Source organism: Aquabacterium sp. J223 (assembly GCF_024666615.1).
Taxonomy (GTDB): domain Bacteria; phylum Pseudomonadota; class Gammaproteobacteria; order Burkholderiales; family Burkholderiaceae_C; genus J223.
The window spans coordinates 1,062,879-1,084,443 of record NZ_CP088297.1 but is presented as its reverse complement, the minus strand read 5'-3'; the positions used below and the strand labels follow the sequence as shown (position 1 = coordinate 1,084,443).

General features: G+C 70.4%; 17 protein-coding genes, 1 tRNA gene and 4 pseudogenes. 7 read left to right on the top strand and 15 right to left on the bottom strand.

Annotation, left to right across the window (positions count from 1 at the left end; genetic code table 11):
* Positions 1-173: 173 nt before the first annotated feature.
* The gene (locus LRS07_RS05285; RefSeq protein WP_260500937.1) at positions 174-950 is read left to right on the top strand and encodes a DNA-binding transcriptional regulator; all 777 of its coding nucleotides are present in this window, start codon (positions 174-176) and stop codon (positions 948-950) included.
* Positions 951-1,026: 76 nt separating this feature from the next.
* Positions 1,027-1,791 carry a fumarylacetoacetate hydrolase family protein gene (locus LRS07_RS05280; RefSeq protein WP_260500936.1) on the top strand — a complete coding sequence of 255 codons (765 nt, stop codon included), beginning with the start codon at positions 1,027-1,029 and terminating at the stop codon, positions 1,789-1,791.
* Positions 1,792-1,807: 16 nt separating this feature from the next.
* Here LRS07_RS05280 and LRS07_RS05275 read toward each other — a convergent pair.
* The 4 genes and pseudogenes from LRS07_RS05275 to LRS07_RS05260 all read right to left on the bottom strand — a co-directional run bounded on the left by LRS07_RS05275 (position 1,808) and on the right by LRS07_RS05260 (position 5,105).
* Positions 1,808-2,583: pseudogene (locus LRS07_RS05275) on the bottom strand (SDR family NAD(P)-dependent oxidoreductase).
* On the bottom strand, positions 2,580-4,175 hold the full coding sequence (locus LRS07_RS05270) for a class I adenylate-forming enzyme family protein (RefSeq protein ID WP_260500935.1): 1,596 nt from the start codon (positions 4,173-4,175) through the stop codon (positions 2,580-2,582). Before LRS07_RS05270 ends, LRS07_RS05275 begins: the two are co-directional and overlap by 4 nt.
* Before the next feature lie 4 nt (positions 4,176-4,179).
* Positions 4,180-4,641, bottom strand: a complete 462-nt coding sequence (locus tag LRS07_RS05265; RefSeq protein WP_260500934.1) for a MaoC family dehydratase — start codon at positions 4,639-4,641, stop codon at positions 4,180-4,182.
* Positions 4,638-5,105 carry a MaoC family dehydratase gene (locus LRS07_RS05260; protein ID WP_260500933.1) on the bottom strand — a complete coding sequence of 156 codons (468 nt, stop codon included), beginning with the start codon at positions 5,103-5,105 and terminating at the stop codon, positions 4,638-4,640. Before LRS07_RS05260 ends, LRS07_RS05265 begins: the two co-directional genes overlap by 4 nt.
* Before the next feature lie 192 nt (positions 5,106-5,297).
* Here LRS07_RS05260 and LRS07_RS05255 point away from each other — a divergent pair, with 192 nt between their 5' ends.
* A complete protein-coding gene (locus LRS07_RS05255) occupies positions 5,298-6,278 on the top strand; it encodes a Bug family tripartite tricarboxylate transporter substrate binding protein (protein ID WP_260500932.1) in 981 nt (326 codons plus the stop codon).
* 26 nt (positions 6,279-6,304) lie between these two features.
* Positions 6,305-7,729 (top strand): aldehyde dehydrogenase family protein, encoded by a 1,425-nt coding sequence (locus tag LRS07_RS05250; protein ID WP_260500931.1) that lies wholly within the window; start codon positions 6,305-6,307, stop codon positions 7,727-7,729.
* 76 nt (positions 7,730-7,805) lie between these two features.
* Here LRS07_RS05250 and LRS07_RS05245 read toward each other — a convergent pair whose 3' ends face one another.
* Complete coding sequence (locus LRS07_RS05245) at positions 7,806-9,191, bottom strand: hypothetical protein (RefSeq protein ID WP_260500930.1); 1,386 nt, start codon at positions 9,189-9,191, stop codon at positions 7,806-7,808.
* Positions 9,192-9,288: 97 nt separating this feature from the next.
* Here LRS07_RS05245 and LRS07_RS05240 point away from each other — a divergent pair, with 97 nt between their 5' ends.
* Positions 9,289-10,206 (top strand): LysR family transcriptional regulator, encoded by a 918-nt coding sequence (locus LRS07_RS05240; protein ID WP_260500929.1) that lies wholly within the window; start codon positions 9,289-9,291, stop codon positions 10,204-10,206.
* Positions 10,207-10,438: 232 nt separating this feature from the next.
* Complete coding sequence (locus tag LRS07_RS05235) at positions 10,439-11,185, top strand: tripartite tricarboxylate transporter substrate-binding protein (protein ID WP_260500928.1); 747 nt, start codon at positions 10,439-10,441, stop codon at positions 11,183-11,185.
* A gap of 39 nt (positions 11,186-11,224) precedes the next feature.
* Here the strand turns inward: LRS07_RS05235 and LRS07_RS05230 are convergent, their stop codons facing one another.
* A complete protein-coding gene (locus tag LRS07_RS05230) occupies positions 11,225-11,485 on the bottom strand; it encodes a hypothetical protein (RefSeq protein WP_260500927.1) in 261 nt (86 codons plus the stop codon).
* Between the two features lie 88 nt (positions 11,486-11,573).
* Positions 11,574-11,677, bottom strand: a tRNA-Met gene (locus LRS07_RS05225).
* 139 nt (positions 11,678-11,816) lie between these two features.
* Here LRS07_RS05225 and LRS07_RS05220 point away from each other — a divergent pair.
* Positions 11,817-13,178, top strand: a complete 1,362-nt coding sequence (locus tag LRS07_RS05220; RefSeq protein ID WP_260500926.1) for a tyrosine-type recombinase/integrase — start codon at positions 11,817-11,819, stop codon at positions 13,176-13,178.
* A 224-nt stretch (positions 13,179-13,402) separates the two neighbouring features.
* On the opposite strand, the pseudogene arsH reads toward LRS07_RS05220, so the two are convergent.
* The 8 genes and pseudogenes from arsH to LRS07_RS05180 form a co-directional block, all read right to left on the bottom strand.
* Positions 13,403-14,126: pseudogene (gene arsH, locus LRS07_RS05215) on the bottom strand (arsenical resistance protein ArsH).
* 8 nt (positions 14,127-14,134) lie between these two features.
* Positions 14,135-15,214, bottom strand: coding sequence for an ACR3 family arsenite efflux transporter (arsB, locus tag LRS07_RS05210; RefSeq protein ID WP_260500925.1), 1,080 nt, complete (start codon positions 15,212-15,214; stop codon positions 14,135-14,137).
* Positions 15,215-15,219: 5 nt separating this feature from the next.
* The gene (locus LRS07_RS05205) at positions 15,220-15,714 is read right to left on the bottom strand and encodes an arsenate reductase ArsC (RefSeq protein ID WP_260500924.1); all 495 of its coding nucleotides are present in this window, start codon (positions 15,712-15,714) and stop codon (positions 15,220-15,222) included.
* 41 nt (positions 15,715-15,755) lie between these two features.
* Positions 15,756-16,091: an ArsR/SmtB family transcription factor gene (locus tag LRS07_RS05200; protein WP_260500923.1), complete on the bottom strand. Its 336-nt coding sequence runs from the start codon at positions 16,089-16,091 to the stop codon at positions 15,756-15,758.
* 2 nt (positions 16,092-16,093) lie between these two features.
* Positions 16,094-17,384 (bottom strand): annotated as a pseudogene (gene arsJ / locus LRS07_RS05195) (organoarsenical effux MFS transporter ArsJ).
* 15 nt (positions 17,385-17,399) lie between these two features.
* Complete coding sequence (locus LRS07_RS05190; protein WP_260500922.1) at positions 17,400-18,443, bottom strand: ArsJ-associated glyceraldehyde-3-phosphate dehydrogenase; 1,044 nt, start codon at positions 18,441-18,443, stop codon at positions 17,400-17,402.
* A gap of 279 nt (positions 18,444-18,722) precedes the next feature.
* Entirely contained in the window at positions 18,723-19,184 is a 462-nt protein-coding gene (gene cueR, locus LRS07_RS05185; protein WP_260502046.1) for a Cu(I)-responsive transcriptional regulator, read from the bottom strand.
* Positions 19,185-19,189: 5 nt separating this feature from the next.
* Positions 19,190-21,406: pseudogene (locus LRS07_RS05180) on the bottom strand (heavy metal translocating P-type ATPase); the annotation flags it as partial.
* Positions 21,407-21,565 lie beyond the last annotated feature (159 nt).

Sequence of the window (21,565 nt, the reverse complement as noted above, 5' to 3'; positions counted from 1 at the left end):
GTCGCATCTTCCGGCGCGGACCGCCCCCGGCCAAGACCCGATTCGCCACTTTCCATCGGGTGGAAAGTCGGGCGCATTCCCGAGTAGCCACGCCGGCGGCGGGCTGCGGACAATCCCGTCATGCAGTGTTCAGAATGTGGACAGGGGCGCGCGGCCCGGATGGAGCGGCGCCGATGAGCTCGTCGACCCCCGTGCGCGCCGTCGTCCGGGCGCTCGACCTGCTGCAGGCGCTGAACCGGCAGGCGGTCTCGACGCTGGACGTGCTGCACCTGCAGACGCGCATCCCGAAGCCGACGCTGGTGCGCCTGCTGCAGACCTTCGAGGCCCGCGGCATCGTGCGCCATGCCCCGCAGCACGGGGCCTACCTGCTGACCGAGGGCGTGCGGTCGCTGTCCTCCGGCTACCACAGCGAGCCGATGGTGGTCGAGGCCGCCGCCGCGCTGATGGACGCGATGACGCTGCGCGTGAAGTGGCCGCTGGCGCTGGCCATGCTGGACGACCACGCGATGGTGGTGCGCTACAGCACCATCCCGCTGTCGCCGCTGTCGATGCGCCACTCGACGATCAACTTCCGGCTCAGCCTGGTGAGCCGGGCCATCGGCCGCGCCTACCTCGCCTTCTGCTCGCCCGAGCAGCAGGAGGCGCTGCTGCAGTCGGTGCTGCAGTCGCCCTCGCCGGAGGACGAGGCGGCCAAGCACCCGGAGGCGCTGGCGCCGGTCCTCGAGCGCGTGCGGGCGTCGGGCTACGCGCTGCGCGATGCGCAGGTGGTGCCCTCGACCAACACGCTGGCGGTGCCGATCTTCGACGCCCACGGCGTCGCCGCGTCGCTCGGCCTGACGTTCTTCTCCTCCACGCTGAAGCCCGAGCAGGCGGTCGAGCGCTACTTCGGCGAGCTGACCGACGTCGCGCGGCAGGTGGGCGACCGGCTGAAGGAACTGCAGGCCGCCTGAGGCGGGCGTTCCGCGGCACGGAAAGCCGCAAAAGCGTGGCGCCACGGCACGCGCCGACCCCTAGACTGCCGCCGCCATGGCACCCCTCGACACCGATGCCCTCGTGGCGGCGCTGCGCCATGCCCGCGACGGCGGCCCGCGGGTCGACGACACCGCCTGGCAGCCGCACGTCACGACGCTGGAACAGGCCTACGCGGTGCAGGAGCGCCTGTTCGCCGCGCTGGACCCGGCCGCCGTCGCCCGGCACTGGAAGTCCGGCGCCGCGTCGACGGGAGAGCCGTCGCGCCATGCCCCGCTGCCGTCGGCCGGTGTGCACACCGCCGGCGCCGACCTGCGGGACCTGTCGCCCGAGCCCGGCTGGGTCGAGGCGGAGGTGGCGCTGCGGATCGGCCGCGCGGTGGGTCCTGACGAAGCGCGCTCGCTCGGACCGGACACGGCGCCGGCGCTGGTCGACGGCCTGTGCGTGTCCATCGAGGTGCTGGGGTCGCGCTGGGCCGGTGGCCGCGGCGCGCCGCCGCTGCTGAAGCTGGCCGACCTGCTGATGCACGCCGCGCTGGTGGTCGGCGAGATCGTGCCGTTCGCGCCGCGCGACTGGGCCTCCCAGGCCTGCCGCGTGCGCATCGGCGATGGCGAGGGGCAGTCCTTCACCGGCAGCCTGGGCATCGGCGACCCGGCCTGGGTGCTCGTCGACTGGCTGCGCCACGCCACCCGGCAGGGGGCGGTGGTCGAGGCCGGCACGGTGGTCAGCACCGGCAGCTGGTGCGGGATGCTGCCGGTGCGGCGCGGCGACCGGGTGGCGGTCGAGTTCCCGGGCCTGGGCGCCGCGCAGGTGCAGCTGTAGCGCGCGGCCGGCCGGCTCAGTTGCCGAGCAGGAAGCCCGACTCCAGGTCGATGAGCTGGCCGGTCTGCTTGGTCGCCTCGCAGGCCAGCCAGTGCGCCACCCGTGCCACGTCCTCCGGCACCGCCACCTGGCCGAGCAGCGCCCTCGCCTGGTAGCGCTGGCGCCGCTGCTCGAACACCGCCTCGCCCAGCCCCTTGCGCAGCCACTGGCCGTCGACCATGCCGGGCAGGATGGCGTTGACCCGGATGGCCGGGGCCAGCGCGCGCGCCAGCGACAGGGTCAGCGTGTTGGCCGCGCCCTTCGACGCCGCATAGGCCATCGACGAGCCGGTGCCCATGCGCCCCCCATCGACGAGATGTTGACGATGCCGGGGGCGGGCGCCGCCTTCATCCACGGCGCCACCGCGCGGCACATCTGGAACATGCCGATGACGTTGACCCGGTAGATGGCCTCGAAGTCCTCGGCCGTCAGCGCCTGCAGGTCCTTCAGGTCGGCGAACTTGGTGGTGATGCCGGCGCTGTTGACCAGCGCGTCGACGCGGCCCCAGCGCTGCCCGGCCGCCTCGGCCAGGGCCCGGCACTGGGCGTCGTCGGCCACGTCGGCCTGCACCACCAGCACGTCGGCCCCGGCCGCGCGGCACTGGTCGGCCACCCGCTCGGCCGCGTCGGCCTGCCGCGCGTAGTTGATCGCCACCTGGTGGCCGCGCTGGGCGAAGAGCAGCGCCGTCGCCGCGCCGATGCCCGACGAGGCGCCGGTGACGATGCAGACCGGCTTGGGATCGGAGGGGCTCATGAGGGCATGGGGTGGGAAGTGGAAGAAGCCCAGTAGGGCGCGCGCAGTGCCTTCTTCGACAGCTTGCCCAGCGCCGACCGCGGCAGTGCGTCGCGCCACTCCACCGCCGACAGGCGCTGCGTCTTGCCGACCTGGGCGTTGACCCAGTCGCGCAGCGCCTCTGGCGTCACCGAGGCGCCGGGGCGCAGGGTGACGAGCGCCAGCGGCGTCTCGCCCCAGCGTTCGCTCGGCACGCCGATCACCGCCGCGTCCAGCACGTCCTCGTGGCGCGCGAGCACCGCCTCCAGGTCGGCGGCATAGATGTTGTGCCCACCGGAGATGATCACGTCCTTGATGCGGTCGAGCAGCGTGAGGAAGCCGTCGGCGTCGAAGCGGCCGATGTCGCCGCTGCGGTGGTGCACCCGGCCCTGCTCGTCGAGCCAGCGGATCTCGGCGGTCGCTTCGGGCCGGCGGTGGTAGCCGGCCATCATGAAGGGCGAACGGCCGACCACCTCGCCCGCGACGCCGATCGCGTCGGGCGGCAGGCGCCGTCCCGACGCGTCGATGAGGAACACCTCGGAGCCGTGTCCGGGCCGCCCGACGGTGTCGAGCTTGTCGGGGTGCGCGTGGGCGTCGAGGAAACAGGACACCCCGCCTTCGGTCAGGCCGTAGACCTCGATGAACCGGCCGGGCCATTGCGCCAGGATCTGGCGCTTCAGCGCCAGGTCCAGCGGCGCGCCGGTGCACTGGCTGACCTGCAGCGACGCCAGGCCGCCGGTGTCGGCGTCCGGGTGCGCCAGGATGCGCGCGTACTGCACCGGCACGAGCATGGTGTGCGTCGCCCGGTGGCGGGCCGCCAGGGCCAGGTAGCGGCCGGCGTCGAACCGCCGCATGAGCAGGCAGGCGCCGCCATGGGCCACCGTGCCGAGCAGCGGCATGATGGTCGTGTTGGAGTACATGGGCGTGGACAGCAGCGTGCGCGCCTCGGTGGAGAAGAAGCCCCGGCGCGACGCCTGGCGCTGGCGCATGCCGTGCAGGTGGACGATGCCCTTGGGCAGCCCGGTGGTGCCCGAGCTGTAGATGATGTTGAAGGGGTCGTCGTCGCGCGCCGGATCGAGCGCACCGTCGCCCGTGCCGGCGGCATCCCGCCATTCGGTGTAGTCGCCGCCGTCGTCGATCCCGAACGGGATGACGCGCAGCCCGCGCGCGGCGCGGCGGGCGGCCATGTCGGCGAAGGCGCCATCGGCGTCGAGGTCGACGAACAGCACCTTGGCCCCGCAGTCGTCCAGCAGCGCCTCCAGCGTCGGCACGCTGGCCGACACGGGCAGCGGCACCACGCAGGCGCGTGCCGCGACGGTGCCGAAGAAGCACTCGACATAGGCCAGCGACGCCGAGCCGAGCAGGGCCACGCGGTCGCCCGGCTTCACCCGCGCCCGGCGCAGCGCGTTCGCGACGCGCCCGGCCCGCCGGTGCAGCGCGTGCCAGGTCAGGGTGCGCTCGTCGACCTGGAAGGCCACCGCGTCCGGCCGGCGGTCGGCGTGCCCGGCAATGATCTCGGCGAAGGGCGTGAACGCCACGCCCTCGCCTTCGCTTGGAAACTCGGAAACGGTCATGCGGCTAGCGGTCGTGGATCTGCAGGATGGTGTCGGCGACCAGCGCCGGCCGCGACTGGCCCTCGACGTCCATGGTCGAGGTGAAGGTGAGGCGGGTGGCGCCTTCCAGCCGGGTGCAGGCCTTCACCGTCTGGCGCAGGCGCACGCGCGAACCGACCGGCACCGGCGAGGTGAAGCGCACCCGCTCGCAGCCGTAGTTCAGCCCCACGCCGCGCTGGCGGATGGTGTAGATGCGCCGCTGCAGGAACGGGATCAGCGCCAGCAGGTAGAAGCCGTGCGCGATGGTCCTGCCATCGGGCCTGTCGCGGCGGGCGCGTTCCGCGTCGACGTGGATCCAGTGGTCGTCGCCGGTGAGGTCGGCAAAGGCGTCGATCTTGGCCTGGTCGATGGTCACCCAGTCGCTGGCGCCGAGCTCCGTGCCGACGTGGGCGGCCAGGTCGTCCGCTCGTTCGACGACGACCGTCATGCCGCCGACCCCGTCCCGCGCGCGGCCACGCGCCCGGCGCTGAGCAGCGACATCACCACCACCCCGGCCTGGTTGCGCACGGTCACCCGCGTGCGCACGATGCCCTGGCCCGGTTGCGACGCCGAGCGGCGCAGTTCGACCACCTCCCGGCGCACCACGAGCCGGTCGTCGGCGCGCACCGGCGCCTGCCACTTGAGCTCGTCGACGCCGAGGCCGACCGCGGGGGTCGACCCATGCCCGCCGGCGCGCACGAACTCGCGCATGGCGATGGCCGCGACATGCCAGCCGCTGGCGATGAGGCCCTTGAAGGGGCCCCGTGCCGCGGCGGCTTCGTCGACGTGCATCGGCTGCGGGTCGAAGCTGCGACCGAAGGCGACGATCTCGTCGGCGGTGACCTGCACCGGCGCGCTCTCCCAGTGCTCACCGACCTGGAAGTCCTCGAAGTAGCGGGGGGCGGTGTCCATCGTCGAGCGTGTGGCCTGCAAGCCGGCAAGGATGCGGCAGGGGCCGCGGTGAAGGAAGCCGCTTGTTCGCAAGTTCCACGCACTGGAAAGACCCGGCGCGCGCGGCGTTCCATGCAGCGGAAAGTCGGAATCCACGTGTTGTTGGCGCCTGCGCTTCTCACGAGACTGCCGGCACAAGACCGGGAGACCTCGATGGACCTGACGACCCTTGCCCGCCGCCTCGCCTGCGCCGCGGGCCTGCTGCTGTCGCTGACCGGCGCCGCCACGGCGCAGGGCGACTGGCCCAACAAGCCGGTGCGCATCATCGCGATCTTCGCGCCCGGCGGCAGCTCCGACCTCGTGGCGCGACAGATCGCCCAGCACCTGAGCACCCGGTTCGGGCAGCAGTTCATCGTGGAGAACCGGGTCGGGGCCGGCGGCAACATCGGCGTCGACCACGTGGCCAAGTCGCCGCCGGACGGCTACACCCTGGCAATGGCCACGTCGGGGCCGCTGGCGAACAACAAGTCGCTGTACAACCCGATGCCCTTCGACCCGGAGAAGGACCTGACGCCCATCGCGCTGGTCGGCGAGATCCCGCTGGTGCTCGCGGTCAACCCGTCGGTGAAGGCCTCGACGCTGGGTGAGTTCATCGCGCAGAGCAAGTCGGCGCCCAATGCGTTGACGGTGGCCAACCCCGGCAAGGGCACCATCGGCCACCTGGCCACCGAGTCGCTGCGGTTGAACAGCGCCGCGCGGCTGTCGTCGGTGCCGTACAAGGGCGACGCCCCGGCGATGACCGACGCCATGACGGGCTCGGTCGAAGGGGTGTCGGCGCCGGTGACCTCGCTGCTGGCCAACATCCAGGGCCAAAAGCTGAAGGCGCTGGCCGTCACCTCCAAGGCCCGCTTCCCGGGGCTGCCCAACGTCCCGACGGCGCTCGAGCAGGGCGTGAACCTGGAAGCCACCGTGTGGAACGCGCTGGTGGGTCCGGCCGGCGTGCCGCGGTCGATCGTCACCGCCTTGAACCAGGAGATCAACAAGTACACCGCCTCGGCCGAAGGCAAGGCCAAGCTGGCGTCGCTCGGCGTGGTGCCGCTGGCCGGCACGCCGGCCCAGCTGAGCGAGCTGATGGCCAGCGAGGCGGCCAAATGGAAACGTGTCGTCGAGGCGGCCAAGATCTCGATCGACTGACCACCAGCCCCTCCGCGGACGCATCGATGGACCGACTGAAGTTCTACATCGACGGTGCCTGGGTCGACCCCGCGCTGCCGTCCACCCTCGACGTGGTCAACCCCGCCACGGAGGCGCCCTTCGCGCGCATCAGCCTCGGCTCGCCGCAGGACGTCGACCGGGCCGTGCGGGCGGCGCGCCGCGCCTTTGCCGGCTACGCGCAGACCAGCGTGGCCGAACGGCTGGGCTGGCTGAGCCGCATCGTCGACGGCTTTCGCGCCCGCCTGCCCGAGCTGGCGCGCACGATGACGCTGGAGATGGGCTCGCCCATCACCTTCTCCACCGAGCGGCAGGCCACCGTCGCGCTGTTCCACTTCGAGGAGGCGGTTCGGGTGCTGCAGCACTTCCCCTTCGAGGAACGCATGGGACCGGGCATCATCCGCCGCGAGCCGATCGGCGTGTGCGGGCTGATCACGCCCTGGAACTGGCCGCTGAACCAGGTGGCGTCGAAGGTGGCGCCGGCGCTGGCCACCGGCTGCACCGTGGTGCTCAAGCCGAGCGAGATCGCACCGCTCAGCTCGATGATCCTGGCCGAGGTGATCGACGCCGCCGGCCTGCCGCCCGGCGTCTTCAACCTGGTCAACGGCGACGGCCCGACCGTCGGCGAGGCCATCGCCGCCCACCCCGAGGTGGACATGGTGTCCTTCACCGGCTCCACCACCGCGGGCATCCGCGTGGCCAAGCTGGCCGCCGACACCGTCAAGCGGGTGGCGCAGGAACTGGGCGGCAAGTCGGCCAACATCATCCTGCCCGACGCCGACCTGAAGGCCGCGGTCATCGCCGGCGTTCACGCCTGCTACACCAACGCCGGCCAGAACTGCCAGTCGCCGACACGCATGCTGGTGCCGCGCGCCCAGCGGGAGGCGGCCTTCGAAGCCGCTCGCGAGGCGGTGCAGTCGATCCGGCTCGGCGACCCGCTCGACCCCGCCTCCACCATGGGACCGCTGGTCAGCCAGGGCCAGTACGACAAGGTGCAGGGACTGGTGCGGGCCGGCCTCGAGGAAGGGGCGACGCTGGTGGCCGGCGGGCCGGGCAAGCCGGCGCACCTGGACCGCGGCTACTACGTGCGCCCCACGGTGTTCGGCGACGTCACGCGGGACATGCGGATCGCGCGCGAGGAGATCTTCGGGCCGGTGCTGTCCATCATGGCCTACGACACCGAGGACGAGGCGGTGGACATCGCCAACGACACGCCGTTCGGCCTCGCGGGGTTCGTGCAGTCGAAGGACCTGCGGCGCGCCCGCGCGGTGGCCAACCGCCTGCGCACCGGCCGCGTCTACCTGAACGGCGCGGCCTTCGACCGCAGCCTGCCCTTCGGCGGCTACAAGCAGTCGGGCAACGGGCGCGAGTTCGGGGTGTTCGGCTTCGAGGAGTACCTCGAGGTCAAGGCCATCCTCGGCAGCCCGCAGTGAGCGGCGGCCCGGGCCGCCGAACCGGGCCCCCCGTTGCGCGGCCCGCACGCCTTCACCTTCAAGCGCCCGTGCTGCATCAGGGCCGTTCGCGCGCCGGGACCCGGGACTCCAGGGCGGGCGACGCGTAGGCGGGCGAGAAGCTGCAGCCGGTGCCGAAGGCCGCCTCGAACGACGGGCAGGCCGCGGCGATGCCGGCCGGCGTCGGCTTGCTGCCCTTCTCCACCCACTCCACCAGCGCGGACAGCAGGGTCGGGTACGTGGGGTCGCTGATGTAGCTGTGCGATTGCGCCGCGGTGGTGAAGGTCTGCACCAGCCGGTCGCCGCTGCCGCCTTGTTGCATGACCGAACGGAAGTGCGAGTCCAGTTCGACGAAGGCCGTGGGATCGGCGATCCACTTCGCCGACAGCACCGGGACCGGGATGCGGCCCGTGGGGTCGGTGTCGGTGGAGAACTGGCGGTACGCCGCAGCATCGGCCCGGTAGCGCAGCACGCCGGCGTTCAGGGCCGCGTCGTCGCTCGACCCGCTGTAGACGGCGCCGGTGTTGCCGAAGGGGCTCGCGCCGCCGGTCCGCTTGCCGCTGATGTCCTGGAAGTGGAAGGTGCCCCAGTTGAGGTGGGCCTGGATCTGGGTCGCCGGGATCTTGATGACGCGGACGATGGTGTCGATCTTCGCGTTCTGCTCGGCGCTGCGCTGGGCCGACGTGAGGTTGAGCCCGAGGCACTCGTTCACCCTTGTCGCCAGCTGCGCCTGGGTCATCGTCGTGCCCGCCGGCAAGCCGAGGTTCAGCGCGTAGGACGGCTCGCTGGGCCGAGGATGGTTGTTGCAGAGGTATTGATAGACCACCCGCAGGTCGGTACGGAAGTCGTAGGAACGGGTGCCGCCGGCGAGCACGCCGGCGGTCAGCAGCACCGCGTCGTACGGCTTCTCGCCCACCGTCTCGGCGGTGTAGGTCTCGGCCGCCTTGGCCGCCACGCCGGCCCCCCAGGACTGGCCATGGAGGATGGTCAGCGCGGGGCGGCCGACGTGCTGGCGGAAGATGCCGCGCAGCCGCTCGGTGTCCTCCGCCGCGGCGCGGACCTCGACCCCGCCCTGGCGAAAGGTGGAGCCGGCCCAGGCATACCCGGCCTTCACCATGATGGCCCAGCGGGTCGCGTCCTCCACGGCACGCTCGGCCGTCGGCGCGGACAGGTCCGGTCCGCCGTGCGCATGCAGCACCAGTCGGCGGTTCCAGTCGGCCGGCATGGCGATGAGGTAGTGCGCGCCCCTGGAGTCGGTGCCGGTCAGGCAGCTGGCGTCGGCGGGCAGGGCCGGCGGGCAGGTCGAGCGCTGCGGCGCGGCCTCGATCGAGGTGGCCGGCCCGGACAGCACCGGGGCGTCGTCGCCGCCACCGCAGGCACTGAGCCCGAACACAGAGAAGAAGGCAAGGCAGGCGATGCGTGGGGCGGCTCGGGTCGAGGTCAAGGCAAGTCTCCAGACGGTTGGTTGTTGCCGACCATGATGTGAAGGGGCGAACCAAACCGCAAAGATCTCTAGAATCTCGACTTCATATGATGTCTGTATGGACCTGAGGCGCTTGCGGTACTTCATGGCGGTGGCGGACGCGGGCCACATCACGCGTGCCGCCGAGCTGCTCGGCATGCAGCAGCCGCCGCTGTCTCAGCAGATCAAGGCGTTGGAGGACGAGCTCGGCCTCACGCTGTTCCACCGCCACCCGAAGGGCGTGGCGCTGACCGACGCCGGACGCGAGCTGAAGGCCGAGACGGTGCGCCTGCTCGCCGACGTCACCGGACTGGAGCAGCGCATGGCCGCCTTCGCGCGCGGCGAGCGCGGCACGTTGGCCATCGGCTTCACCAGCTCCTCCGCGTCGCATGCCTTCACACCGCAACTGCTGCGGGTGTGCCGGCAGCGCCACCCCGATGTCCGGCTGAGGGTGAGCGAGGACAACGCCGCCGACCTCACGGCCGCCGTGCGCGATGCCCGCGTGCACTGCGGGCTGCTGCGCGTGCCGGTGGCTCGGCCGCCCGGCCTCGCCTTCGAAGAGCTGTTTCAGGAACCGTCGGTGCTGGCCATTCCGGTGGACCATCGGCTGGCCTTGCCGTCCGACGTGCCGGTGGACCTCAAGGAACTGCAAGGCGAGTCCCTCATCCTGGTGAGACGGCCCGGCGCGCCGGGCCTGTACGCCAACCTGCTGGCCGCCTGCGCCCGGCGCAAGGTGCAGGTGACCCTGGCCGCGGAGGTCGACCGCATGATGACCAACCTCAACCTGGTCGCCGCCGGCGTGGGCCTGTCGCTGGTGCCTGCGTCCATGATCGGCATCCATCCCCAGGCCATCGTGTACCGACCGCTGGCCGGTGCCGTGGGCCTGAGCGCGCCGCTCACCCTGGTCTACCGACGCGCGGACGTCGAGGGACCCACCGCCACCTTTGTCGCCCTGGCCCGGGAGATCGGGCAGGCGTACCGGGCGCGACGGGCTTGAGGCCGTTGTCCCGCGAAGGGCGCCGGCAGCGCCGTCGCCTCATCACCGCCGCCCTGCTGGCGGGAACGGGCCCGGTCACCGCCGCCGTCTCCGCACGAGGCGCACCCGCGGCACCGGCGCCCCGCTGGCCGACGCGTCCGTTGCGCATCCTGGTCGCCTACCCCCCGGCGGTGTCAGCGACGACATCGCGCGCGCACTGGCCGACCGGCTCACCGCGCGGCTGGGCACGCCCGTGCTGGTGGAGAACCGGCCCGGCGCCAGCGGCACGCTGGCCCTCGGCGCCCTTGCCAGGGCCGCCCCGGACGGCCACACGCTGGTGTTCGCCGCCGTCTCGTCGGCCGCGCTGCTGGCGCGTGGGGGTGCCGGACCCGCACGGTCCGTCGCCGCCCTCCCGGTGGCCGGGGTGATGCGGACGCCGGTGCTGGTCGCCGGCACGCCGGCGCTCGGAACGCGCGGCTTCGAGGCCATGCTGGCGCTGGCTCGGCAGCGACCCGGCGCGTTGCGCTGGGCGACCACCGGTGAAGGCACCACGGGCTACACCGTGCTCGATCGTGTGCGGCGCCTTGCCGGCGTCGACATCGCGCACGTCCCCTACAAGGGCGGCGGTCGGCAGCTGCTCGACGCCCTCGGAGGCCAGTTCGAAGTGCTGTCGACCAACGTCGCCGCCCAGCAGCTGCGCGAGATCGGGGCCGGCCGCTTGACGGCCCTGGCCGTCGGGGCCCCGCAACGCCTCACGGCGCTGCCTCGAACCCCCACGCTCGCCGAGCTGGGGTTCGCCCCCGCGAACCTGGATTCGCTGTTCGGGCTGTTCGCGCCACAGGGGCTGAGCGCCCCACTGGTGGAACGGCTGCATGCCGAAATCACCGCCGTGGTGGGCGAAGATGCCCTGCGCGCAAAGCTGCTTCAGATGAACAACACGCCCTACACCGGATCGCCGGGCGATTTCGCCCGCGCGGTGCGGGACCTGGTGCACCGCTAGCGCGTCGGCCGCATCCGCGCCGCTCGACGCGGCGCCCGCTTAACCGGCGTCGTCGCCCAGCGCCAGCAGCATCGCGTTCAGCTCGGCGGTGATCGTGGCGTCGATCGCCTGCTGGTCGATGCCCCCGGAGAAGCTGTCGAGGACGAGCGTGGCGTCCGCACGCAGTGCCGCCGCCAAGGGACCGGCGCTGTCCTTCGGAACCAGCCGCAGCAGGCGGCGAAGGGCGCATTCCTGCATGGCCTGCTTGACGGCGGTCTGCTGCATCAAGCGCGCGAGGTCCTTGATGACCTGGGTGTCCAATGCGTGCCCCCGGGCGTTGTCGACTGGGCCAGTGTGCACGCCACGTGCCGGGCAGGTCCGGCCCGGGTGACGTGCTCTCGATGCGTGCTGGTAGGCCGTGTTGGACTTGAACCAACGACCAAAGGATTATGAGTCGCCTTCGCAGGCGTCCCGACCGGTCCCAGGAGAACCTTTGTACCGCTTGGAACCCCTGTGTCTGCTGGGTGTCGGATGATTGGTTGTTCGTCCACGTCTCCGAAGATCCTGCAGCAGCCACACCTGTATGGCGACCCGTATGGCGACCGATTTTCGACAGCAGAAACACCCTACCGGGCGGGCTCACACCCGTCCCTTGACCGAGATCGCGATCAAAAACCTGAAGGCCGGCGAGACGCGGACCGATGGTGCCCTACCCATAGGCAACGGGCGCCTGGTCGTGTCGTGTACCAAGCCGCGGGGACTGCTTCGCAGAACCTGGTCGTTCCGCTACCGCAAGGCGGACCTGCATGGCGAGATCAAGGTCGGCGATTACCCTGCCCTGTCGCTGGAGCACGCGCGTCAGGAAGCCAGACAGCTGCTCGAACTGGTGCGGCAGGGAATCGACCCAAAGGTCGCCCGGGCTGAGTCGCGGCTGGCCAACTTGGAGGTCGCTCGACAGGCTGTCGAGTTGGGGAGCTTCCAGGCACTGCTCGATGCCTACGTCGCTTACCTGCTCCGTCTCGGCAAGGAATCTGCAAGAGATGTCGCAGCGATCTTCAAGCGACATGTCACCACGCCCTGGCCGGACCTGGCGAAGCTTCCAGCGAACCGAATTGCACCGGAGAACATCCGGGACATCCTGGCGAAGATGGTCCGCAAGGGAATCGGACGGCAGACCAACATCGTCCGCTCTTACCTGCAAGCCGCTTTCACGCACGGTGCCCACTCGGACCTCGATCCACGGCGAGCAGCGAGCGACACCGCGGTGTTCAAGCTATCAAGCAATCCCGTGGCGCTGGTGCCCCGAGTTCAGGAATTCGAGTCAACACGCGACCGCGTGCTGAGCGACGACGAGCTAAGGCACCTGTGGAAGGCGCTTGCTGGCCTGCGGACAGAAGTTGCTCATACGATCCGCTGCAACATGCTGCTAGGAGGTCAGCGATTCCTGCAACTCCTGCGTGCAACCTGGCCAGACTACAACACCAAGACGCAGGTCCTGCGGCTGGCGGACCCTAAGGGCAAACGCAGGGTCGCCGTTCCCCACCTGCTGCCAGTGTCGAAGCAGGTGGCCAAGCTGCTTGAAGAGCTTCGCAAGCTGAACGGAGCCGGCACTTACATCTTTTCCACAACCGGTGGAGAACGACCCATCCACCACACCAGCCTGCCTCCGATTGTCAGAGCAATTGCACAGGCGTCGGCCGAGCTCACGCAGACAGCGGCGGCACCCTTTCAGGGGCGCGACATCCGGCGCAGCATGGAAACGCGGCTGCAAGCGCTCAACGTTTCACGCGAGGTGCGCGCCCAACTGCTGTCGCACGGGAGGACCAGCGGCGTGCAGCAAAAGCACTATGAGCGACACGACTACCTCGCGGAGAAGACAAGCGCCCTTCGTCAACTCGAGATGCATTTGGCAGCTGTCTTCAGCGCCCGGCCCAAAGTGTCACGTGTGCCTCGACCGGCACCGCAGCGAAGTGCCGACACGGGGCTGATCGATGCCGTGCCGCAACAGACCTGATGTCCTTTCCAAGTGGGTCAAGCAGCAGGGTGGCTGTGCCGGCAATGACCGCGTTCTGAACCTGAGGCCCACAGCAGTGATACCGGGCGCGGCCAGAACGCTGGCATAGACCTCTTTCCTACCGCTGCGCCGGTCGGGCTCTACGCTCGAAAGGTCATGAGGCAGTGATGTAGAGCAGGTTCGAGCGACAGGTGACAGGAGATCGGCGGATGCCAGACCGGCCACTAGATTGCCCTCTGGTTCACCCGCTGCGACAGCTGCTCCGCGCTCTCCTTGCGCTCGCTGTAGCGGTCGACGAGGTACGTCGAGACGTCCCGCGTGAGCAGCGTGAACTTGACCAGTTCCTCCATCACGTCGACGACCCGGTCGTAGTAGGACGACGGCTTCATCCGGCCAGCGTCGTCGAACTCCATGAACGCCTTCGCCACCGACGACTGGTTGGGGATGGTGATCATGCGCATCCACCGGCCCAGCACCCGCATCTGGTTGACCGCGTTGAACGACTGCGACCCGCCCGAGACCTGCATCACCGCCAACGTCTTGCCCTGGGTCGGCCGCATCGCGCCGAGGCTCAAGGGAATCCAGTCGATCTGCGCCTTGAGGACGGCACTCATCGCGCCGTGCCGCTCGGGCGAGGTCCACACCATGCCTTCGGCTCAGGCCGCCGCGTTACGCAGTTCCTGGACCTTCGGGTGGTCGTCGGGCGCCCCGTCCGGCAGGGGCAGACCGGCCGGGTCGAAGACGAGGGCCTCAGCGCCCAGGGCTCGCAGCAGCCGCGCGGGCCTCGAACGTCAGCAGCCGGCTGTAGGAACGTTCGCGCAGCGAGCCGTGGAGCAGCAGGATGCGCGGCGAATGGCTGGAAGCGGCTGTTGTGGCGAGGCGTGAGAACTCTGGCCGGCCGAACAGGTCGTCGTGGACGTTGGGCAGCGTCAGGTCATCGTCTTGCATCGGTCACATCATGCCGGCCGGCCGGCACCCCGCTCATACCAGGCGCGGCTACGGTTGACCCAGCGCACCACCAGCAGCATCACCGGCACCTCGATCAGCACACCGACGACGGTGGCCAGCGCCGCCCCCGACTCGAAGCCGAACAGACTGATGGCCGCGGCCACGGCCAGCTCGAAGAAGTTGCTGGCGCCGATGAGCGCCGACGGGCAGGCCACGCTGTGCGCCTCGCCCAGCCGCCGGTTCAGCCAATAGGCCAGCCCCGAATTGAAGAACACCTGCAGCAGGATGGGCACCGCCAGCATGGCGATGACCAGCGGCTGCGTGAGGATGGCCTCGCCCTGGAAGGCGAACAGCAGCACCAGGGTGGCCAGCAGCGCCGCGATGGACCAGGGACCGATGGCCTGCAGCACCGCCTCCAGCGCGCCGTGGCCGCGCCGCTGCAGCGCCTTACGCCAGACCTGGGCCAGCACCACCGGCACCACGATGTAGAGCAGCACCGAGATGATCAGCGTGTCCCACGGCACGGTGATGGCAGACAGCCCCAGCAGCAGCGCCACGATGGGCGCGAAGGCGAACACCATGATGAGGTCGTTCAGCGCCACCTGGCTGAGCGTGAACAGCGCATGGCCCCCGGTCAGCCGGCTCCAGACGAAGACCATGGCGGTGCAGGGCGCGGCGGCCAGCAGGATCAGGCCGGCGACATAGCTGTCGGCCTGGTCCGCCGGCAGCCAGGGGGCAAAGACATGACGGACGAACACCCAGGCCAGCAGCGCCATCGAGAATGGCTTGACCGCCCAGTTGACGAAGAGCGTGACGCCGATGCCCCGCCAGTGCTGTCCCACCTGCCGTAGCGAGCCGAAGTCCACCTTCAGCAGCATGGGGATGACCATGACCCAGATCAGCAGCCCCACCGGCAGGTTGACCTGCGCCACCTCCCAGCCGCCGAGCGCGCGGAAAGGGCCCGGAAACCACTGGCCCAGTGCAATGCCGGCGATGATGCAGAGCAGCACCCAGATCGTCAGCCAGCGCTCGAACACGCTCATGGGCGCGGGGGCGGCGCTCTGCCCGCCCGCCGTGGCAGTGCGCATGGCAGTCACCGACCGCCGATGTCGCGCACTTCGCGCTGGATGGCAAGACGGTCCAGCGACTGCAGTGGCAAAGCCAGCATCAATTCGATGCGGCGCTTGAGCACGAGCGCGGTGTCCCAGAACACCCGCTCGGTCTGCTCCTCGTTGCCAACGAAGGCCGCGGGGTCGGCAACGCCCCAATGCGCGGTCATCGGCTGACCGGGCCAGACCGGGCAGACCTCGCCAGCGGCGTTGTCGCAGACGGTGAAGACGAAATCCATGGCCGGCGCGCCGGGCTGGGCGAACTCCGCCCAGTCTTTGCTGCGAAACCCGTCAACTGGAATGCGCATTCGCCGCAGCGTGTGCAGCGCTAGGGGATGAATGATTCCCGACGGGTGGCTGCCGGCGGAATGTGCCCGGAAGCGGCCTCCCGCCAGGCTGTTGAGCAGCCCCTCCGCCATGATGGACCGGGCAGAGTTGTGGGTGCAGGCGAAGAGCACTTGGTAGACCTTGTCGCTCATGGAGGCTCCTAGAGGGGGGGCGAAAAGACGACGACTAACGCTCAGCAGTCGGTGCAGTCGGTTGCGGGAAACGGTGTGCAGCCCGCCACCGGCGTGCCCTGGCAGCAGTGGGCGCTGAGGTAGGCCAGCAGGGCGTTCATGTGTTCGATGGTGGGCCGGTAGATGAGGTGCCGGCCTTGGCGCTCCTGCGCCGCCAGTCCGGCATGCACCAACTCCTTCAGATGAAAGGACAGGGTGGACGCCGGCACATCAAGGGTGGCCGACAGGACACCGGGCGTCAGGCCGCCGGGCCCTGCCCCGACCAACACGCGGAACACGCGCAGCCGCATCGGCTGGGCCAGCGCGGCGAGGGCGACGACGGCGGCCTTCTCGTCCATGGTCACACCCGCTCCAGCGGCTTCGGAGCGGTCACGACCAGGGCCGGCTCAATGGCAGCGTCGCTCAGCACCTTCGCAGGCTCAGGAGCCCGTCGCAGCGGCAGTGCGAGCGTCACCGCCCAGCAGAGGGCCAGCATCACCGCCGAGCCGGCCAACCCCCCACAGCAGCCCGCCCCATTGGTACAGCAGGCCGGACAGCAGCGTGCCGAAGAAGCGGCCCAGCGCGTTGGCCGCGTAGTAGAAACCGACGTCCTCGGCCGCCTTCTCCGAGCCGGCGTAGGCCAGGATGAGGTACGAGTGGACCGAGGAGTTGACGGCGAAGGCGAAGCCGAAGACGCCAAGGCCGGCCACCACCACCCACTCCAGGTCGGGCACGTCGAGCGCCACCAGCACCGCCAGCGCCATGGGCACCAGCGCCAGCCCGGCCGACCACCAGCGGGCGGCCGGCACCTCGGTGCTCAGACCGTCGTGGCTGCGGCGCACCAGCGCCGGCGCGGCGGCCTGCACCACGCCGTAGCCGATGGTCCACAGCGCCAGGAAGGCGCCGACCATGGTGAAGGTCCAGCCGGCGGCGTAGAGGAACACCGGCACGCCGACGACAAACCACACATCGCGCGCGCCGAAGAGCATCACCCGGGCCGCCGCCAGCAGGTTGATGCCGCGGTTCTTGGCGAACAGCTCGCGCGCCGATGAGGACGCCTTGCGCTTGCCCATCAACGGCGGCACGAAGCCGATGACGCCGATGAACACCAGCGCCAGCAGGCCGGCCAGGGTCCACAGCGCGGCCTGGAAGCCGAGCGACTGCAGCAGCACCCCGCCGAGGAAGAAGCCGACGCCCTTCATCGCGTTCTTGCTGCCGGTGAAGAACGCCACCCACTTGAAGAGCCGGCCCGAGGCGTCGCCCGCGGTCAGCTTGATGGCCGATTTGCTGGCGGTCTTCGTCAGGTCCTTGGCCACGCCGCAGACGCCCTGCGCCACGACCACCCAGGCCACCGACATCGCCGCCGTCCACTCCGGCGACAGCGCCGACAGCAGCAGGAAGCCGGCGATCTGCGTGGCCAGCCCGACGGCCAGCATGCGGGCGATGCCGAAGCGGGTGGCCAGCCAGCCGCCGATCAGGTTGGCCACCACGCCCATCGCCTCGTACAGCAGGAACAGGAAGGCCAGCGTGAACGGCGAGTAGCCCAGCCGGTAGAAGTGCAGCAGCACCAGCATGCGCAGCGCGCCGTCGCTGAGGGTGAAGCCCCAGTAGGCCGCCGTGACGATGGCGTAGTCGCGAGTGCCGGTGTTCATGGCGTGCCGGCCGCTTCAGAGGCCGAGGTCGGCCATGTGGCAGGCCAGGTCGACCATCCGGCAGGCATAGCCCATCTCGTTGTCGTACCAGGCGTAGACCTTCAGCAGCGTGCCGTCGGTGACCAGCGTGGAGGGCGCATCGACGATGGCGCTGCGGGTGTCACGCGCGTAGTCGGCGCTGACCAGGGGCCGCGTCTCGACGCCCAGGATGCCGGCCAGCGCACCGCGGGCCGCCTGCTCGAACAGCGCGTTCACCGCCGGCGCCGTCGTCTCGCGCTGCAGTTCGAAGACGCAGTCGGTGAGCGAGGCGTTGAGCACCGGCGCCCGCACCGCATGGCCGTCGAGCTTGCCCTTCAGCTCGGGGTAGATCAGCGCGATGGCGGTGGCGCTGCCGGTGGTGGTGGGCGCCAGGCTGAGCATCGCGCTGCGGGCACGGCGCAGGTCCTTGTGCGGCGCGTCGACCACCAGGTTCGTGTTGGTCGGGTCGTGGATCGTCGTGATCTGGCCGTGGCGGATGCCCAAGGCCTCGTGCACCACCTTCACCACCGGCGCCAGGCAGTTGGTGGTGCAGGAGGCGGCGGTGACGATGCGGTGGCGCGCGGCGTCGTACAGGTGGTGGTTGACGCCGACGACGATGTTCAGCACGTCGCCCACCTTCACCGGCGCGGCGACGATGACGCGCTTCGCGCCGCGGTCGAGGTGGCCCTGCAGCGTCTGCGGCGTGAGGAACCTGCCGGTGCACTCCAGTACCAGGTCCACGCCCAGCTCACCCCAGGGGATGTCGGCCGCGGTGGCATGTGACGAGAAGCCCAGGCGCCGCTGGCCGATGCGCAGCGCGTGGTCGCCCTCGGACTCGAGGTCCTCGCGCCAGCGGCCCTGCACGCTGTCGAACTGCAGCAGGTGCGCCGTCGCCGCCGCCCCGCCCTTCAGTTCGTTGAGGTGCACCACCTGCAGCCGGTTGCCGGCGCGCGGGTCGTCGGCCGGCCGCTCGGCGGCGCCGAAGGCTGTGCGCAGCGCCAAACGGCCGATGCGGCCCATTCCATTGATGCCAACTCTCATGTCTGCCATCCCATGGCGGTACACAGCGCTTTCTTGCGTTTCTAGCAGAGTCGAAATGTATAGCCGACGTGTGACGACGTGGTGACAGATTCAGCGCAGCGTTCACGCTCGCTGAACGGTCCTGCGGTGCCAACCAACAGCTGGCGCGCGGGAAGCGGTGGGAGCTTGTCATACCGCTGAACTAGTTTTGCCCAGCGATGTGCGCCCCGCGAGGGCGATGGCGTTTGGCACCACACTGAACTCGAGGCCAGCGACGGGCCTGCGCAAAAAATCAGCGCCTCATGACATTCCTTGGCGCAGCCCACGGCGACGTGGCGAGACGCCATTTGGCGACGCCGACGCCGCGACGCCATGCTCGCTCGATAGCGTCTCAATGATCGGGCAGTCGGGGCGGTCGTCGCCGTGGCAGCCCTGTACCAGGTGCTGCAGGGTCGCCTTCATCGCCTGGATCTCCCGCAGCTTGGCGTCCAGCTCGTTGATGTGCGCCTCGGCCAGGGCCTTGACCAGGCGACTTGGCCGCCGACGGTTCTGCCACAGGCCCAGCAGCTCGCGGATCTGCTCGATGGAGAAGCCGAGGTCGCGCGACTGGCGGATGAAGCGCAGCGTGTTCACCTCGTTGTCGCCGTACCGCCGGTAGCCGGACTCGGTGCGCGTCGCCTGCGGGAACAGGCCCACGCTCTCGTAGTGGCGAATCATCTTGGCCGACACGCCGCTGGCCTTGGCGGCTTCGCCGATGTTCATCGTCGTCATCCAGTTGCTCCTACCGTTGGGACCGGAAGGGAGACCGCGTCCACCGCCGAGCCGCGCCAGCGGCGCAGGGTCAGCGCGTTCATCACGACGCTGACGCTGCTGAACGCCATCGCGGCCCCGGCGATGACGGGGTTCAGCAGGCCGAGCGCAGCCAGCGGAATGCCGAGCACGTTGTAGCCGAAGGCCCACCACAGGTTCTGCTGGATCTTCGCGTAGGTGCGACGCGAGATGTCGAGCGAGTCGGCGACCAGGCGCGGATCGCCGCGCATCAGCGTGATGCCGGCGGTTTCGGTGGCCACGTCCGCGCCGCCGGCCATGGCAAAGCCGCAGGACGCCGCGGCGAGCGCAGGCCCGTCGTTGAGCCCGTCGCCGACGAACGCCACGACGTCGCCACCCGCGCGCAGCCCGCTCACCGCCGCAGCCTTGTCGGCCGGCAGCACCTCGGCGCGCACGTCGGCGATGCCGAGTTCTCGGGCGACCGCGGCGGCGCTGCCGCGGTTGTCACCGGTCAGCATCACAGTGCGGATGCCGAGTGCATGGAGCCGTTCGACGGCCGTGCGGGCGGTGGGCTTGATGGTGTCGCCAAAGGCCAGCAGTCCGAGCACGGCCGCGCCGGTGCCCGCGTCGCCAACATCGCGCAGCAACCAGGAGACGGTCCTGCCGTCGCGCTCGAAGCGCTCGGCGTCGGCATTGAGCGCGCCAGCATCGAGGTTGCGCTCGCGCAGCAGCCGGGTGCTGCCGAGCGCGAGGCGGGCAGTGCCGATGCGCCCTTCGACGCCGCGCCCCGGCAGCGCTTGCACCTCCACGGCGCCGTCGAACACCAGCCCATCGCCGCGCGCGCGGTCCAGCACCGCAGTGGCCAGCGGGTGCGAGCTGGCGGCCTGTAACGCCGCCGCGCCGCGCAGCACGTCGTCGCGCGCCACCCCGGGCGCCGCGACGATGGCGGCCAGCGTCGGCCTGCCTTGGGTCAGCGTGCCGGTCTTGTCGAAAGCGACCACCGTCACGCCATGCGCCACCTCCAGGGCTTCGGCGTCCTTGATCAGGATGCCGCGCCGCGCCGCCACGCCGGTGCCGGCCATGATGGCGGTGGGTGTGGCCAGCCCGAGCGCACACGGGCAGGCGATGACCAGCACCGCCACCGCGTTCATGAGGGCCGGCTGCCAGCCGCCGCCCGCCGCAAGCCAGCCGAGGAAGGTGAGGAGCGCGATGCCCAGCACCACCGGCACGAAGACCGCGCTCACCCGATCGACAATGCGCTGGATCGGCGCCTTCGCAGCCTGGGCGGATTCGACGAGGCGGATGATGCGCGCCAGCGTCGTCTCCGCGCCGATCGCCGTCGCGCGCACCAGCAGCAGGCCTTCGGCGTTGACCGAGCCGCCGGTCACCTTGTCGGCCACGCCCTTGGCGACCGGCAGGCTCTCGCCGGTGATCAGCGACTCGTCGATGTGGCTGCGCCCCTCGACGATCTCGCCATCGACCGCGACACGGTCCCCCGGCCGGACGACCACGAGGTCGTTCACCACCAGGTCGGCCAGGGCCACCTCGGCTTCCACACCGTGGCGCCGCACACGGGCCGTCACCGGGCGCAACGCGTTCAACACGCGGATGGCATCGGCCGTCTGGTGCTTGGCGCGCTGCTCCAGCCACTTGCCCAGCAGCACCAGCGTGATGACCGCCGCCGAGGCCTCGAAGTACAGGTGCGGCATGCCGTGCGCCCCGTGCTGCCACAGCAGCACAAGCGACAAGCCATAGGCGGCCGACGTGCCCAGCGCGACCAGCAGGTCCATGTTGCCGCTGCCGGCGCGCAACGCCTTCCAGCCGGCACGGTAGAAGCCCGCGCCGAGCCAGAACTGCACCGGCGTGGCCAGCGCGAGCTGCAGCCAACCGTCGAGCATGGCGTCGATGCCGAAGAGCTGCAGCAGCATCGGCGCGACCAGCGGCAGCGTCAGGACGGCGCTGGCCGCCACCGGCCACCAGGATGGCCATCGGCTGTCCACCGGCGCCCGCGCTTCGTCCGAGCACTGCGCCGCGTAGCCCGCCTTCTCGACTGCGGCAATCAGCGCCGCGTGCCTGGCGGTCACCAGCCCATTGATGGTGGCCTTCTCCGTGGCCAGGTTGACCGATGCGGAGACGACGCCCGGCACCTTCAGCAGCGCCTTTTCGACCCGCGCCACGCAGGAGGCACAGGTCATGCCGGAGATCGTCAGAGACACGGTGTCGGGTTTGGCTGCTGCGGCGGGGATCATGAAATGGCATCCGGGTCGATCAAGAGGAAAGCAATGTTCAACCTTACCAAGCTGGCAAGGTCAAGCCGTCGCGCTGCATGCCTTTTCTGTCTGTAGGGTGTTATGTCTGTACCGCTTGACATTCCC